This is a genomic window from Streptomyces sp. NPDC088553, assembly GCF_044752965.1.
In the GTDB taxonomy this organism is placed as follows: Bacteria; Actinomycetota; Actinomycetes; order Streptomycetales; family Streptomycetaceae; genus Streptomyces.
Genome location: NZ_JBIVMG010000015.1, coordinates 56,662 through 71,443, shown reverse-complemented (window position 1 = coordinate 71,443; position 14,782 = coordinate 56,662). Strand labels below are relative to the sequence as shown.

The 14,782-nt window shown below is 69.2% G+C and carries 19 protein-coding genes; 7 read left to right on the top strand and 12 right to left on the bottom strand.

Going from position 1 to position 14,782, the window contains the following annotated elements:
* Positions 1-133: 133 nt before the first annotated feature.
* The 3 genes from ACIP8Z_RS35485 to ACIP8Z_RS35475 form a co-directional block, all read right to left on the bottom strand.
* Positions 134-778: a TetR/AcrR family transcriptional regulator gene (locus ACIP8Z_RS35485; RefSeq protein ID WP_402090779.1), complete on the bottom strand. Its 645-nt coding sequence runs from the start codon at positions 776-778 to the stop codon at positions 134-136.
* A 123-nt stretch (positions 779-901) separates the two neighbouring features.
* Positions 902-2,242, bottom strand: a complete 1,341-nt coding sequence (locus tag ACIP8Z_RS35480; RefSeq protein ID WP_402090777.1) for a dicarboxylate/amino acid:cation symporter — start codon at positions 2,240-2,242, stop codon at positions 902-904.
* 374 nt (positions 2,243-2,616) lie between these two features.
* Positions 2,617-2,877 carry a DUF4229 domain-containing protein gene (locus tag ACIP8Z_RS35475; protein WP_402090775.1) on the bottom strand — a complete coding sequence of 87 codons (261 nt, stop codon included), beginning with the start codon at positions 2,875-2,877 and terminating at the stop codon, positions 2,617-2,619.
* 144 nt (positions 2,878-3,021) lie between these two features.
* Here ACIP8Z_RS35475 and ACIP8Z_RS35470 point away from each other — a divergent pair, with 144 nt between their 5' ends.
* Positions 3,022-3,555, top strand: coding sequence for a GNAT family N-acetyltransferase (locus ACIP8Z_RS35470; RefSeq protein ID WP_402090773.1), 534 nt, complete (start codon positions 3,022-3,024; stop codon positions 3,553-3,555).
* A 118-nt stretch (positions 3,556-3,673) separates the two neighbouring features.
* Positions 3,674-4,552 carry a GyrI-like domain-containing protein gene (locus tag ACIP8Z_RS35465; RefSeq protein WP_402090771.1) on the top strand — a complete coding sequence of 293 codons (879 nt, stop codon included), beginning with the start codon at positions 3,674-3,676 and terminating at the stop codon, positions 4,550-4,552.
* 67 nt (positions 4,553-4,619) lie between these two features.
* On the opposite strand, the gene mqnE is transcribed toward ACIP8Z_RS35465, so the two are convergent.
* On the bottom strand, positions 4,620-5,783 hold the full coding sequence (mqnE, locus tag ACIP8Z_RS35460) for an aminofutalosine synthase MqnE (RefSeq protein WP_402090769.1): 1,164 nt from the start codon (positions 5,781-5,783) through the stop codon (positions 4,620-4,622).
* 48 nt (positions 5,784-5,831) lie between these two features.
* Positions 5,832-6,287 (bottom strand): Lrp/AsnC family transcriptional regulator, encoded by a 456-nt coding sequence (locus ACIP8Z_RS35455; RefSeq protein WP_030324379.1) that lies wholly within the window; start codon positions 6,285-6,287, stop codon positions 5,832-5,834.
* Between the two features lie 113 nt (positions 6,288-6,400).
* Here ACIP8Z_RS35455 and ACIP8Z_RS35450 point away from each other — a divergent pair, with 113 nt between their 5' ends.
* Positions 6,401-6,538 (top strand): hypothetical protein, encoded by a 138-nt coding sequence (locus ACIP8Z_RS35450; RefSeq protein ID WP_402090767.1) that lies wholly within the window; start codon positions 6,401-6,403, stop codon positions 6,536-6,538.
* Here the strand turns inward: ACIP8Z_RS35450 and ACIP8Z_RS35445 are convergent.
* The 3 genes from ACIP8Z_RS35445 to ACIP8Z_RS35435 form a co-directional block, all read right to left on the bottom strand.
* Positions 6,535-7,206, bottom strand: coding sequence for a UbiX family flavin prenyltransferase (locus ACIP8Z_RS35445; RefSeq protein ID WP_266973575.1), 672 nt, complete (start codon positions 7,204-7,206; stop codon positions 6,535-6,537). The two genes, ACIP8Z_RS35450 and ACIP8Z_RS35445, sit on opposite strands and share 4 nt — an antisense overlap.
* 85 nt (positions 7,207-7,291) lie before the next feature.
* Entirely contained in the window at positions 7,292-8,194 is a 903-nt protein-coding gene (mqnP, locus tag ACIP8Z_RS35440; protein ID WP_402090765.1) for a menaquinone biosynthesis prenyltransferase MqnP, read from the bottom strand.
* Positions 8,191-9,648: a menaquinone biosynthesis decarboxylase gene (locus ACIP8Z_RS35435; RefSeq protein WP_319319460.1), complete on the bottom strand. Its 1,458-nt coding sequence runs from the start codon at positions 9,646-9,648 to the stop codon at positions 8,191-8,193. Before ACIP8Z_RS35435 ends, mqnP begins: the two co-directional genes overlap by 4 nt.
* Positions 9,649-9,737: 89 nt before the next feature.
* On the opposite strand from ACIP8Z_RS35435, the gene ACIP8Z_RS35430 reads away from it, so the two are divergent.
* Both ACIP8Z_RS35430 and ACIP8Z_RS35425 read left to right on the top strand, forming a co-directional pair.
* A complete protein-coding gene (locus ACIP8Z_RS35430) occupies positions 9,738-10,130 on the top strand; it encodes a PLD nuclease N-terminal domain-containing protein (RefSeq protein ID WP_402090762.1) in 393 nt (130 codons plus the stop codon).
* Positions 10,130-11,014 (top strand): LysR family transcriptional regulator, encoded by an 885-nt coding sequence (locus ACIP8Z_RS35425; RefSeq protein WP_402090760.1) that lies wholly within the window; start codon positions 10,130-10,132, stop codon positions 11,012-11,014. The genes ACIP8Z_RS35430 and ACIP8Z_RS35425 overlap by 1 nt, the downstream gene beginning before the upstream one ends.
* On the opposite strand, the gene ACIP8Z_RS35420 is transcribed toward ACIP8Z_RS35425, so the two are convergent.
* From ACIP8Z_RS35420 to ACIP8Z_RS35405, 4 genes are all read right to left on the bottom strand, one after another.
* Complete coding sequence (locus ACIP8Z_RS35420) at positions 10,917-11,846, bottom strand: DMT family transporter (protein ID WP_402090758.1); 930 nt, start codon at positions 11,844-11,846, stop codon at positions 10,917-10,919. The genes ACIP8Z_RS35425 and ACIP8Z_RS35420 overlap by 98 nt on opposite strands.
* A gap of 134 nt (positions 11,847-11,980) precedes the next feature.
* Positions 11,981-12,172 carry a hypothetical protein gene (locus tag ACIP8Z_RS35415; protein ID WP_383586178.1) on the bottom strand — a complete coding sequence of 64 codons (192 nt, stop codon included), beginning with the start codon at positions 12,170-12,172 and terminating at the stop codon, positions 11,981-11,983.
* A 204-nt stretch (positions 12,173-12,376) separates the two neighbouring features.
* Positions 12,377-13,129, bottom strand: coding sequence for a hypothetical protein (locus tag ACIP8Z_RS35410; protein WP_402090756.1), 753 nt, complete (start codon positions 13,127-13,129; stop codon positions 12,377-12,379).
* Between the two features lie 89 nt (positions 13,130-13,218).
* Positions 13,219-13,983, bottom strand: a complete 765-nt coding sequence (locus ACIP8Z_RS35405) for a multiprotein-bridging factor 1 family protein (protein ID WP_402090754.1) — start codon at positions 13,981-13,983, stop codon at positions 13,219-13,221.
* Between the two features lie 119 nt (positions 13,984-14,102).
* Here ACIP8Z_RS35405 and ACIP8Z_RS35400 point away from each other — a divergent pair, with 119 nt between their 5' ends.
* Positions 14,103-14,288, top strand: a complete 186-nt coding sequence (locus tag ACIP8Z_RS35400) for a hypothetical protein (RefSeq protein ID WP_402090752.1) — start codon at positions 14,103-14,105, stop codon at positions 14,286-14,288.
* Positions 14,272-14,742, top strand: a complete 471-nt coding sequence (locus ACIP8Z_RS35395; protein ID WP_402090750.1) for a glycine-rich domain-containing protein — start codon at positions 14,272-14,274, stop codon at positions 14,740-14,742. The genes ACIP8Z_RS35400 and ACIP8Z_RS35395 overlap by 17 nt, the downstream gene beginning before the upstream one ends.
* Positions 14,743-14,782: the final 40 nt, after the last annotated feature.

Here is a 14,782-nt window from a genome sequence, read left to right as displayed (position 1 = left end):
GTCGTGCGTCGGTGAACTGAGGTCGTGCGTGGGTCAATTGCCACCGCGCGACGGCGAACCACCGCCGCACGCCGGGACGTTGCAGGCACTGCAACTGCCTTGACCAGCCGGTAACCTTACTGCCAGGTAAGCGTCAACGGGGAGACCAGCGCTCGCTTTTCATGAGGTTCCCCAGACCGGACCACGCGAAGTTCATCAGCGTCGCGGCCGCCTCCTTCGCCGTCACCCCCGGAGTCGCGTTGGCCCAGCTCGCCAGCGACTCGGCGGACCCGACGAGCGCCTGCGCGAGCGCGTCGACATCCCGCCCGGTGATCCCGGCACCGCCCGGCGCCTCCCGCGCCGCCTCACCGATCAGCCCCGCGACGAACGCCGTGATCTCGTCCCGCATCCGCGCCGCCTCCCCGGCGAACGGCTCCCCGTGCGTCCGCGCCTGCCGGCTGAGCACCGTCCAGGAGTCCGGATGGTCGGCGGCGAACGTGAAGAAGGCCATCAGCCCCGCCCACAACCGCTCGTCGGGCGGCGCGGTCCGGTCGACGACCGCCTCCGCCACGACCCCGAGCAGGGCCTGCGCCTCCCGCCGGATCACCGCGGTGAAAAGCTCCTCCTTGGAGTTCAGATACAGATAGACGAGCGGCTTCGACACCCCGGCCGACTCGGCGATCTCGTCCATGGAAGCCGCCTGGTACCCGTTCCGCGCGAAACACCGCACGGCCGCGTCCACCATCTGCCGCTCCCGCACGGCCCGCGGCAACCGCCGCGCCTTAGCACCACCGGCCATGGCGGCCCACCCCTGCTCCCAAGATCCACTGGCTGCCCCGCCGAAAGCCTACGTGCCCCCTGCCCGGACGGGGCAGGGGGCACGAAGGGTGTGGGTGCGACGAGGGTCGGGCCGCGATGAGGGTCAGGCCGCGACGGCGACCTTCTCCTGGCTCTCGCGGGTCTCGACCAGGTCGTCGATCGGGGACGCCGAGGCGTTCTCGTACGCCGTGAGGTCGAGGATCTTCTCGCGGGCGGAGACGATCACCGGGACGAGCGCCTGGCCGGCGACGTTCGTTGCAGTCCTCATCATGTCCAGGATCGGGTCGATCGCCATCAGGAGGCCGACGCCCTCCAGGGGGAGGCCCAGGGTGGAGAGGGTGAGGGTCAGCATGACCGTCGCGCCCGTCAGGCCGGCGGTGGCCGCCGAGCCGATGACCGAGACGAAGGCGATCAGCAGGTAGTCACCGATGCCGAGCTGCACGTCGAAGATCTGCGCGATGAAGATCGCGGCGAGCGCCGGGTAGATCGCGGCGCAGCCGTCCATCTTGGTCGTCGCGCCGAACGGGACGGCGAAGGAGGCGTACTCCTTCGGGACGCCGAGGCGCTCGGTGACCTTCTGTGTGACCGGCATCGTGCCGACCGAGGAGCGGGAGACGAAGGCCAGCTGGATGGCCGGCCAGGCGCCCTTGTAGAACTGGATCGGGTTGACCTTGGCGACCGTCGCGAGCAGCAGCGGGTAGACGCCGAACATGACCAGGGCGCAGCCGATGTAGACGTCGGCGGTGAAGGTCGCGTACTTGCCGATCAGGTCCCAGCCGTAGTCGGCGATGGCGAAGCCGATGAGGCCGACGGTGCCGATCGGGGCGAGGCGGATGACCCACCAGAGTGCCTTCTGGAGGAGTTCCAGGACCGACTCGGAGAGGGTGAGGATGGGCTTCGCCTTGTCGCCGAGCTTGAGGGCGGCGATGCCCGCGACGGCGGCCATGAAGACGATCTGAAGGACGTTCAGCTCGGTGAAGGGCGTGATGACGTCCGTCGGGATGATGCCGGTCAGGAAGTCGATCCAGGAGCCTTCGCGCTTCGGCAGCTTGCCGTCCTGCGGGGTGAGGCCGGTGCCGGCGCCCGGATTGGTGATCAGGCCGATGGCGAGGCCGATGGCCACCGCGATCAGCGAGGTGATCATGAACCAGAGCAGCGTGCGGGTGGCGAGCCTGGCGGCGTTGTTCACCTTCCGCAGGTTGGTGATCGAGACCAGGATCGCGAAGAAGACGAGCGGGGCGACGGCCAGCTTCAGGAGCTGGACGAAGATGTCGCCGACCTGGCCGAGGGTCTCCTTCAGCCAGGAGACGTCCTGGCTGCGGGCGATCCAGCCGAGCAGGGCGCCGAGGACCAGACCGGCGATGATCTGGGCCCAGAAGGGAATCTTCGGTATGCGCGAGGAAGCGGGGGACTGCTTCTCGGGTGTGGTCGCGGACGCGGACACAGACACACTCCACAGGTGCGTATCGGGCAATACGGGACGGGGGTGCGGCACACACGCGTTTTCACGCGGGCCGCTGCATGATGCCGGGTCAGACCCCGCGGCAACAGACCGCGGACATACAGCGGCACAGATCGACGTGCAGGCGCGCCACGAGCGGGGTGCTCGCGGCATGGGAGAGGCGCACAACTGTCGTCATGTCGAACACGTTAACACTTGAACTTTGAGAACCTCAAAGCCCTTCTTTGAGGTAGAGGAACCCGACTTTCGCCTCCGAAACGCAGAACGCCCCAGGCGGGAGCCTTGGAAGCTCCCGCTCGGGGCGGATGATCTGTGAGGAAGCTTACGCGACCTTTACAGGCGGCACAGGGGGTGGACTAGTCCTCCTGGGACCGGTTCGCCGCCAGCCGGCCCTTCGCGCGGTCGACCTTCGCCACGACCTCGGCGCTCGCCTCGTCGCGCACCGAGCGCAGCAGGACGAAGCTCAGCGGTGCGGAGATGACGATGGCGAGGACGAGGACCCAGAGCAGGTTCGAGTCGCCGAGGCCGCGCGGCAGGACCTCGATGTAGACGAGACCCCACAGGGCGAGGAAGCATCCGGCGAAGATGCCGAGACGCATCAGCGTGTAGCGGAGCATGTCAGCCCACTCTTCCGTTCCGACGTTCCGAAAAGTTCCCAAGATCCCATACGGGACACGAGCCCCTCCAGTGAAGCACGCCCCTGCCAGGACGCCGGGGCCGGGCCTCTTGAGCCCTCGGTGCGTAATGGTTACGCTATCGACATGACCCTTACTTTCGAGGTGGATCCGGCGATCGACCCCGCCCTGCGCGACGGCGTGCTCTCCCTCTGGGCCGACGTCTCCAACGCCGGCGGCGCGGTCGGCTTCGTCCCGCCCGTCACTCCCGACGAGATCCGCCCCTCGCTGCTCAAGCACCTCGTCGCGATGAGCGAGGGCGGTACGCGGCTGCTCGTCGGCCGCGACGAGACCGGCGCGGTCGCCGCCACCGCGTTCTTCACCTTCAACACCCACCCCCTGATGAAGCACTGGGTGTGGCTCTACACGGTGATGGTCGACCCCCGGCACCAGGGCAGGGGATACGGCCGCGACCTCATGGCGGCGGTCGAGCACACCGCCCGTACCGCCGAGGGCTTCGAGGACATCGAGGCCGTGCGGCTGGCCTGCCGGGGCGGCACCGGCGTCGACGGCTTCTACGCCAAGTGCGGCTACAAGGAGGTCGGCCGCGTCCCCGACGCGATCCGGGTCGCCCCCGGCGACGACCGCGACGACATCATCATGCTGCTGCCACTCACCTGAGCTCCCGGGACGACCCGACCGGACCGGACACGACCCGATCGGACCGGACACAGGATGTCGGGTCCGGGCTCCTGACCTCTTCCTACGGTGAGGACAAGGAAAGGGAAGGACGGACCACGTGCTGGAGCGGCTCAACCAGGCACTCGACCACATCGAGGAGCACCTCGTCACCGAGTTCCGCGGCGACCTCGACCCGGCCGAACTCGCCCGGATCGCGACGACATCGGAGCACCACTTCCGGCGCATGTTCTCGGCGCTGGCCGGCATGCCCCTGTCGGAGTACGTACGGCGCCGGCGGCTCACCGTCGCGGGCGCCGAGGTGCTCGCCGGGGAGCGGACGCTCCTGGAGATCGCGGTGCGCCACGGCTACGGCTCCGGGGAGGCCTTCGCCCGTGCGTTCCGCGCGGTGCACGGGGTCGGCCCCGGCGAGGCCCGCCGTACGGGGGCCGCGCTGAACGCCCAGCCGCGGATGTCCTTCCGACTCGTCGTCGAAGGGAACAGCAGCATGCGGTACAGGGTCGTGGAGAAGAAGGACCTCCGGGTCGTCGGGCGGAAGGCCCGGGTTCCGCTGGTCCACGAGGGGGAGAACCCGGCGATCGCCGCGCACATCCGGTCCCTCGGCCAGGAGGCGATCGAGCGGCTCGGGCGGCTCTCGGACCAGGAGCCCCGGGGGATCGTCTCGGCGGTCGTTCACCTCACCGACAGCAGGGAGGAGGGGGCCCAGCTCGACTACTGGCACGGCGTGGTGAGCGACGCCGGGGTCCCTGCGGAGTTCGAGGTGCTTGACGTGCCGGCCGGGACCTGGGCGGTGTTCGAGAACGAGGGCCCACTGCCGGAGGCCGTGCAGCACCTGTGGCGGGACGTGTTCACCCAGTGGTTCCCGTCCAACCCGTACGCGATCAGGCCGGGCCCCGAGATCATGAGCCTCCGTCCGTCGGCGGACTGGACGACGGCCGCGGCGGAGCTGTGGATCCCGGTGGATCACACGGCGGGATGAGAGGAGGGCCGGTGGGTGATCCCACCGGCCCTTCCCGTCCGTCCTCAGAACCGCTTCACCTGCGGACTCAGAACCGCATCGCCTGCGGCGTCTCGCGCCGCTCCGCGTCCGGGCCCGGGTACTCGCGGATGATCTCGTACCGGGTGTTCCGCTCGACCGGGCGGAAGCCGGCGTCACGGATCAGTTCGAGGAGGTCCTCGCGGCCCAGCTTGTTCGGCGTGCCGTAGTTGTCGGCGTCGTGCGTGATCTTGTACTCGACGACCGAGCCGTCCATGTCGTCGGCGCCGTGCTGGAGCGCGAGCTGTGCCGTCTGGACGCCGTGCATGACCCAGAAGACCTTGACGTGCGGCACGTTGTCGAAGAGGAGCCGGGAGACCGCGAAGGTCTTCAGGGCCTCGGCGCCGGTCGCCATGGTGGTGCGCGCCTGGAGCTTGTTGCGGACCTTGCCGTCCTGCATGTCGACGAAGTCGTGCTGGTAGCGCAGCGGGATGAAGACCTGGAAGCCGCCGGTCTCGTCCTGGAGCTCACGCAGCCGCAGGACGTGGTCCACGCGGTGACGGGGCTCCTCGATGTGCCCGTACAGCATGGTGCTGGGGGTCTTGAGCCCCTTCTCGTGCGCGAGGCGGTGGATCCGGGACCAGTCCTCCCAGTGGGTGCGGTGGTCCACGATGTGCTGCCGGACCTCCCAGTCGAAGATCTCGGCGCCGCCGCCGGTCAGGGACTCCAGACCGGCCTCGATGAGCTCGTCGAGGATGTCGGAGGCCGACATGCCCGAGATGGTCTCGAAGTGGTGGATCTCGGTGGCGGTGAACGCCTTGAGGGAGACGTTCGGCAGGGCCTTCTTGAGCTCGGAGAGCGAGCGCGGGTAGTACCGCCAGGGCAGGTTGGGGTGCAGCCCGTTGACGATGTGCAGCTCGGTGAGGTTCTCGTTCTCCATCGCCTTCGCGAGGCGCACGGCCTCCTCGATGCGCATGGTGTACGCGTCCTTCTCGCCCGGCTTGCGCTGGAACGAGCAGTAGGCGCAGGAGGCGGTGCAGACGTTGGTCATGTTCAGATGCCGGTTGACATTGAAGTGCACCACGTCGCCGTTCTTGCGGGTCCGGACCTCGTGGGCCAGACCGCCGAGCCAGGCGAGGTCGTCGGACTCGTACAGCGCGATGCCGTCCGCACGGCTCAGCCGCTCACCGTCCCGGACCTTCTGCTCAAGGTCGCGCTTGAGTCCCGCGTCCATGTACGGCCGCCTCCCTTTTCTCCGAAATACGCCGTGCCAACCGTACTCTCAGCCCTCTTCGGGCAGCTCTCCGACCCGGTTCTCCCACTTCGTGGAGAGCACGATGGTGGTGCGGGTGCGGGAGACGCCCTTGGTGCCGCTGAGGCGGCGGATCGTCTTCTCCAGGCCGTCGACGTCGCTGACGCGCACCTTGAGCATGAACGAGTCGTCGCCGGCGATGAACCAGCAGTCCTCGATCTCGGCGAGGTCCTTGAGCCGGCGGGCCACGTCCTCGTGGTCGGCGGCGTCCGAGAGGGAGATGCCGATGAGGGCGGTGACGCCGAGGCCGAGCGAGGCGGCGTCGACGGTGGCGCGGTAGCCGGTGATGACTCCGGCCGCCTCAAGACGGTTGATGCGGTCGGTGACGGAGGGGCCGGAGAGCCCGACGAGCCGGCCGAGCTCGGCGTACGAGGCACGACCGTTCTCGCGCAGAGCCTGGATGAGCTGCCTGTCCACGGCGTCCATAGGTATGAAGCCTTCCATTGTCCAGCGATACCGCGAGTTTAGGTATAGAATCTAAGGTACACAGGGGAGACGCCCTGTGAATCTTTCAACTGATCAAAGACGATCTTTCAGGAGTGGTGTTCACCGTGTACACGATCGAGATGGCCTACGCACGCATGCGCGAGCTGCAGGACCTGGCCAACCGCTCGCGTGCCCACCAGCCGACCGTCGCCTCGAAGCGTGCCGAGAAGAAGCACGCCAAGAAGCGCTAATCCGACCGGGGGGTCGCTCCACCGAGCTCTCCCTCCCACCGGCGGTACAGCCGATGCGGCACCCCTGCCGCGTCGAGCACCCGCCCCGCGACGAAGTCCACCAGATCCTGGATGTGCGTCGCCCCCGCGTAGAACGCCGGAGAGGCGGGCAGCACCACGGCTCCCGCCTCGTCCAGCGCCACCATGTGCTTGAGCGTCTGTCCGTTCAGCGGGGTCTCCCGCACGGCGACGACCAGCGGCCGCCGCTCCTTCAGCGTCACGCTCGCGGTCCGCTGCAGCAGGTCCTTCGAGAGCCCCAGTGCCACTCCCGCCACCGCCGCGGTCGAGGCCGGCACGACCAGCATCCCCTTCGCCGGGTACGACCCCGAGGACGGCCCCGCGGCCAGATCCCCGGCCGCCCAGTACCGCACGTCGTCGAGGGCGTCCGACACGTCGAAGGTGTCCGGCTTCCCGTCCGCGCCCCGCGCCAGCCAGGCCGCCAGGTCCTCGCGCCAGTGCGCGTCACGGAAGGAGATGCCCGTCTCGTCGAGCAGCGTGAGCCGCGAGGCCCGCGACACGACGAGGTCGACGCTCTCCCCTGCGGCGAGGAGGCCCCTCAGTACGGCGGCGGCGTACGGCGTACCCGACGCCCCGGAAACCCCCACCACCCAGGGCCGACGACTCTTCATCTCCTGCGACTCCACGACAGAGAGCCTATCCGGCCGGGAAAAGCCAGGCCCGGGCGCGGCTCACCGCTGCGCCCCCGGGCCGGGGTTACGGGGTGAGCCCGCGGACCAGCAGGTCGAGGAGGGCGCACACGAACAGCGCCATGCCGATGAAACCGTTCACCGTGAAGAACGCCCGGTTCAGGCGCGACAGGTCGTGCGGCTTCACGATCGAGTGCTCGTAACAGAAGGCGGCCACCACGATCACGAGGCCCACCCAGAAGAAGACACCGGCGTCGGTCGCGAGGGCGTACCAGACGAGCAGGCCCGTGGTGACGACCGCGGAGGCGCGGGCGCCCCACAGCGCGGCCGGGATCCCGAAGCGCGCCGGTACGGACATGACGCCGTGGGCCCGGTCCGCCTGCACGTCCTGGCAGGCGAAGATCAGGTCGAAGCCGCCGATCCAGACGCCCACCGCGAGGCCCAGGACGACCGCGTCCCAGGACCACTCGCCGCTCACCGCGAGCCAGGCGCCGATCGGCCCGATGGCCTGGGCGAGGCCCAGGATGGCGTGCGGGAAGTTGGTGAACCGCTTGCCGTACGGATAGACGACCATCGGGATGACGGCGAGCGGCGCGAGGGCCAGGCAGAGCGGGTTGAGCAGGGCGGCGGCGCCGAGGAAGACGACGACGGCGATCCCGGCCCCGGTCCACGCCGACCGCACGGACACGGCACCGGTCACCAGCTCGCGGTTGGCGGTGCGGGGATTGCGCGCGTCGATCTCGCGGTCGATGATCCGGTTGCAGGCCATGGCGAAGGTCCGCAGCCCCACCATGCAGACGGTGACGAGGAACAGCGTCCACCAGTGGATTTCCTTGTCCATCTGGTACATCGCGGTGAGCGCGGCGGTGTACGCGAAGGGCAGCGCGAACACCGAGTGCTCGATCATGACGAGGCGCAGGAACGCCTTCGTACGCCCCGGCTGTGCGCCGGGCACGGCGGCCGTGGTCACAGCCCGTACTCCTTCCAGCGGCGGTCCACGAGCGCGGCCGTCGCCGGGTCCGACTCGACCATGTCCGGCCAGCCGCCGTCGCGGGTGTAGCCCTCCTCGGGCAGCTTCTTGGTGGCGTCGATGCCCGCCTTGCCGCCCCAGAACTGCTGGTAGGAGGCGTGGTCGAGGTGGTCGACCGGCCCCTCGACGACCGTGAGGTCACGGGCGTAGTCGGTGTTGCCGAGCGCCCGCCAGGACACCTCGTGCAGGTCGTGGACGTCGCAGTCCTTGTCGACCACGATGATCAGCTTGGTCAGCGACATCATGTGCGCGCCCCAGATGGCGTGCATCACCTTCTGCGCGTGCTTCGGGTACTTCTTGTCGATCGAGACGATCGCGCAGTTGTGGAAGCCGCCCGACTCCGGCAGGTGGTAGTCGACGATGTCCGGCACGATGATCTTGAGGAGCGGCAGGAAGAAACGCTCCGTCGCCCGGCCGAGCGGGCCGTCCTCGGTCGGCGGCCGGCCGACGACGATCGACTGGAGCAGCGGGCGCTTCCGCATCGTGATGCAGTCGATCTTCAGCGCCGGGAAGGGCTCCTGCGGCGTGTAGAAGCCGGTGTGGTCGCCGAACGGCCCCTCGGGCAGCATCTCGCCCGGCTCCAGCCAGCCCTCGACGACGACCTCGGCCTGCGCGGGCACCTGGAGCGGGACGGTCTTGCAGTCGACCATCTCGATCCGCTTGCCCTGCACGAAGCCGGCGAAGAGGTACTCGTCGATGTCACCGGGCAGCGGGGCGGTGGAGGCGTACGTGACGGCCGGCGGGCAGCCGAAGGCGATCGCGACCGGCAGCCGCTCGCCCTTCGCGGCGGCGACGGCGTAGTGGTTGCGGCTGTCCTTGTGGATCTGCCAGTGCATGCCGATGGTGCGCTTGTCGTGGCGCTGGAGCCGGTAGAGCCCGAGGTTCCGGACGCCGGTCTCCGGGTGCTTCGTGTGCGTGAGGCCCAGGTTGAAGAAGGAGCCGCCGTCCTTGGGCCAGGTGAAGAGCGCGGGAAGGAGGTCGAGATCGACGTCGTCCCCGGTGAGCACGACTTCCTGCACGGGCGCGGCGTCCGACTTCACCTTCTTCGGCGGCACGTGGACCATCGAGCCGAGCTTGCCGAAGGCCTCGCGGACGCCGACGAAACCCTGCGGGAGTTCGGGCTTGAGCAGCCCGCCGATCTTCTCGCTGATCTCGCCGTACGACTTCAGGCCGAGGGCCTTGAGCAGCCGGCGGTCGGTCCCGAAGACGTTCATCGCGAGCGGCATCGAGGAGCCCTTGACGTTCTCGAAGAGAAGCGCCGGCCCCCCCGCCTTGTTCACCCGGTCGACGATCTCCCCGACCTCCAGGTACGGGTCGACTTCGGCCTTGATGCGCTTGAGGTCGCCTTCGCGCTCGAGGGCCCTGAGCAGCGAGCGGAGATCGTCGTAAGCCATAGGGGCCAGTATCCGCCACGGGCTACGCTGGACCTGTCACCGGGGCGGTCGAAACGAGCCCCTTCACCGCTTCCAAGGGGCTGTCCCACATGCTCAGGGCGCTGCTGTTCATCATCCCGCTGGCGCTGATGATCTACGCCTTCATCGACTGCCTGAACACCCCGGAAGAAGAGGTCAAGCACCTTCCGAAGCCGGTCTGGGCCATCGTCGTCCTGCTGTTCTCCGTGGTCGGCGCGATCGGCTGGATCGTCGCGGGCAAGGACCGGCGGCCGCGGACCCGGGGCGGCGCGGGCGGCTGGGTCGCTCCCGACGACAACCCCGAGTTCCTGAAGTCCCTCAAGGACGAGGGGAAGAGCGGGCGGCCGGACGCGGGGAGCACCGGGCGGCCGGACGAGGAGGACCTCAGGGCCCGGGAGGCGGACCTCCGCCGCCGCGAGGAGGAACTGAGGCGGCGCGAGCGCGGCGAGGACACCGAGAGCTGATGGAGCTCCGGCTCCTGGCCACCTTCGAGAAGGTCGCCACCGTCCTCTCCTTCACCCGGGCCGCCGCCGAACTCGGCTACGCCCAGTCCAGCGTCACCGGTCAGATCCGGTCCCTGGAGTCCTCGCTCGGCGTGGAGCTGTTCGAGCGGCTCGGCAGCCGCATCCGGTTGACCGAGGCCGGGGAGCGGCTCCTGCCGTACGCCCTCCGCATGGGCGAGCTGGCCGAGGAGGCCCGCACCGCCGTCGCCGTCGCGGCCGAACCGGCCGGGACGATCGCCATCGGCACCATGGAGTCCCTCACCTCCTATCGGCTGCCGCCGCTCCTGGAGTACTTCCACCACCGCTACCCGGGGGTGCGCCTCACGCTGCGGCCCACCCTCGGCGACGAGACCCGGCAGGCGCTGCGGCAGGGCACGTACGACGTCGGCTTCCTGATGGAGCCCGACACCGAGCACGAGGGCCTGGAGTCGGAGGTCCTCGCGCCCGAGCCCCTGGTCCTGGTGGCGGGTCCCGGCCATGCCCTGGTGGGGCGTACGGGGCTGACCGCCGCGGATCTGGCCGGGGCGCAGCTGGTGGGCACCGAGCCGGGCTGCCCGTACCGCGACCTCTTCGAGGCGGAGCTGCGGGAGTGGGCACCGCCGTTCATGGAGTTCGGCACGATCGAGGCGACCAAGCGCGGGGTGGCCGCGGGTCTCGGGGTGGCGCTGCTGCCCCGGGTGGCCGTCGCGGCGGAACTGGCGAACGGAACGCTGGTCCCGCTGGCCTGGGAGGCCCCGTTCACCCTCTTCACCCAGCTCGCGTGGCGGCGGGGGAAGCGGCTTCCGGCGCACGTCCGCCTGTTCGTGGAGCAGGCGCGGCGACTGGTGTCCGAGCAGCGAGGGTGACCTTGAGGCTGGCGAGGACGATCAGCGGCACGCCGAGCGCCTGGACGAGCCCGATGTGATGCCCGTACGCGGCCCAGTCGGCGCCCATGGCGACGGCGGGGTAGGTGAAGGCCAGCACGGCGATCTTGGCGGTGGGCAGCTTGGCGTACGCGGCGTACATGAGGACGTACATCAGCCCGGTGTGGATGACCCCGAGCCCGACGAGCCAGCCCCAGCCGGCGCCGAGCTCCGACGCGGCACCGAAGTCCGCGAACGGGAGCAGCAGCGGGATGCCGACCAGGACCTGGACGAGGGCGATCAGGTGCGGCCGTACGCCGGTGATCCGCTTGGTGACGATCGTCGACAGGGCGTAGAGGACGGCGGCGCCGAGCGCGAGCCCGAGGCCCTTGAGGGAGGCGGTGTCGCCGGGCCGTATGCCGGAGACGAGCACGAGCCCGGCGAACGCGACGGCGAGCCAGCCGACCTTCGCGGCGGTGATCCGCTCCCGGAACAGCACGGCGCCGAACACCACCAGGAAGAACGGCTGTGTGTGGTAGACGACGGTGGCGAAGGAGATCGAGGTGGCCTCGTACGCCTCGAAGAGCAGCACCCAGTTGAAGACGATGAACACCCCGCCGAGCGCTGCGAGTCCGAGCTTCCTCGGGGTGAGGCCGTGGCCGGTGAAGTAACCGCGGACCAGGCTGTACGCGCCGAGGGCGGCGGCCCCGAAGAGGCACCGGAAGAACACCACGTCGAAGGGTGACGCCCCCGACTCCACGACGAAGATGCCGAGGGTGCCGGAGAGCACCATGGCGAGGGTGAGTTCGACGGTTCCCCTGGTCTCGTTTCTCATGACGACGACGCTACGAGCGCCCTGGACCGGGGTCCACGAGCCAGTGGGGGGAGCTGCCGATGGGGGCGATCGGCGGAGCCGATGGGGGCCTCCCGGACCGCCACGCGTGGCGGGCGGCGGTCCGGGATCGGGACTCAGTTGTTCGAGCCGACGGTGTTGTCGTGACCGGCGTTGAAGACGTCGTCGTGCGCGAACTGGAGCCAGTCGCCGAAGACGACGGTGTGCGAGGCCTCCGGCTCGAGCTCGACGTGGACGTCGGCGCTCGCGATACCGGCGGCGCCGAGGACGAGGGCACCGGTGGCGAGGACGGTCAGCAGGGAACGCATGGAGGACCTCTCGGGAGAACGGCGGAACACCCCACCGGCCGGCGGAGCACCCCGCAAGCTAAGGCCACGGACCGTCCCCCCTCCCGGCGCCGGGCCGGTGGGGCCCCGGCCCTCAGCCGATCGGCGGAGGGCCCGACACTCGGCCACCGGCTGGAGATGGGACGATCTTTTCCGCCTCTCTCCGGCTCCGTGCGCGAGGCGTGGTCAGGCCACTGTCGGCTTCATTGCCGCGTGTCGCATGACCGGACGGTTGGCGGAGGTGTACTCGTCCGCAACGTTGAAGACGCTGGCACAGAGCGGGCATTCCGCACGTCCGAACAGATGGGCAATTCCGTCGACGAGTCGGTCCTGACCTGCACGAACGGCCAGCTCGAACATCCACCTGCCAGTTCCGGTCAGCTCCTCGGCCGCCGCTGGCCTCAGGTCCTTTCGTTCCACGTCACCCAGGTTCCAGTCCTGGATCGCCGAGTACCGCCCATAGTTGCCGATGGCGATCCTGACCTCGGCGCCACAGTGCGGACACCCCAAGGGGTAGAAGTCATCCTCGAAGTCGCCAAGGGCCGCCGCCCAGTGGTACTCCTCCTCGACCGCGAGCAGGGCACGCAGGGACACTAGGAAGTCAGCCGGGCGCGACCGCAGGTGCCGACCCAGCACCTCGCGGAATTCCGCAATGGCTCCGGCGCAATCCGCCAGGAGATCGTCGCAGCCATGGTGCCCTGCCGCACGCTCGAGGATCTCCCCCGCCAGGTGCCGCGCCTTCACGCTGCGCGGTGCGAGGCGTACCAGACGCGGCAGGGCGGCGAAGCTGGCCGGGGACACCAGGTCATGTTCGAGTATGAGTCGCCATCCCAGCTCCTTCCACGCTGCGGGGTTGTCATCATGCTCGACCTGCTCCAAAAGCTTCGGAACATAACCGACCTCAAACCAGCAATCGTGCATATCTGCCCAGGCGACCACTACGGCATTGAACCTCGCCCAGGCAGTCCGGAGCGACTCCGTCTTCGCGGGTTTGGCCGTGATGCCCCGAGTAACCTGTCGAACAGGACCTAGTCCGGGACGCGGCCGTAGTTCTGGAGCGTCGCCTTCGACGTGGACGTGTCGACGAGCCTCAGCTCCCACGGGCCTGTGTTGACGTCGAAGTCCTTGCCGAAACCGACCCACTTGCCTGCCATACGGCGGCCGGTCGGCTCCACGAGCATTTGCAGCGCGCCGTGGTAGCGAGCGCCTTGGTAGTAGCCGCCGACGGCGGTCTGCTCGGTCCATGAGCCGGTGACCACGCTGCGGTCGATCGTCAGGTCCAGGGTGAGCGGGCTGTCCGGGTTACTGGAAGCCCCGGGCAGACTCTGACCGGTCAGGCGGGTGCCGTGTTGGAGCAGTACGACGTAGTGCTTGGCTTCGAACGTCTCGTCGCGCGAGGAGCTGAAGAATTCATACCGAGACAGCCAGATGCCCGAGTAGTTCATGCCGTCCGGTGGCGGCTGCGCGGCGATGGCCGCCTGAATGCCTTCGGGGCCGAGGTCCATGTCGTGGCCTCCTGCGGAATCGGGATGGACGCGTGCCTGCGGCACGGGCAGGGTGAAGCCCAGGGCTTCGACGGGGCGCCCCGTGACGTGCTCAAGGGCGCGGGCGTAGACGGGGCGTGGAGCGCGGCTGGTGCCCGATTCCCAGCGCTGGACGAGGCGTTTGCTTGCCTCGTTCGGTTCGCCCAGCTCCTCGCCGGCTGCGCGGAGCGCCTTGGCCAAGTCGTCCTGGCTCATGCGCAGGCTGATCCGCACGGCCCGAAGAACGTCGTTCGTCGCGGCAGTCGTCATAGCTTCGAAGGTAGCCCCAACGGAATCTGAATGACACCGATTTGACGCCTACGAGTGACGCTCGGATGACGCCTTGTCCGCCGCCGCAATGACAGCGCCTGACGCGGACGATGAATGCCATGCCGATCCGCATCGACGCCTACAAGGTCAAGGCTGACGGGACCCGCACGGAGACCCGAACCCTGTACGAGGGCGAAGGCGGGCCACCGCTCGCCACCAGCGTGATGCCGGTCTGCACATGCCGGCGCTGCTGCCCGCAGCGCTCCGCCGAGAAGAAAGGGACATCAGGTGACCATCGCGCTTGAGCATCCCCCGATTCACCGCACCGAGCCCCGCACGCTCCTGCCCCGGGAGGTCTGGCAAGCCCTGACCTCTGACGTGATCAAGGCACACCCGGGCACGAGTCGGGTGGTGGCCGAGCGGATCATTGACCAGACCGTCGCGTTCCTGATCGCGGGGACGATGACCGACGGGCCGCTGTCCCCGTCCGAGCACGTCGACCGGGGCTGGCACGCGTTCTTGCTGCGCACCCAGGCGTACCAGGAGTTCTGCGACCGCCACGCGGGCCGGTTCATCCACCACCACCCGGGCGTCCCTGACACGGCCGAGACGGGCGGCCCCGAGCTGGCGCGGAATCGCACCGTGGCCGCGATCCGTGCGGCAGGCTTCGACGTGGACCAGGAGTTGTGGCCGGCCGCCGTCGACTGCACGCAGTGCCACGCGGGCTGCACGGACAGCCCGGTGGGCGGCAAGAAGTAGTCACGGCAGTAGCGCCCGTCCGGCGGCCTTCGGGCCGTCG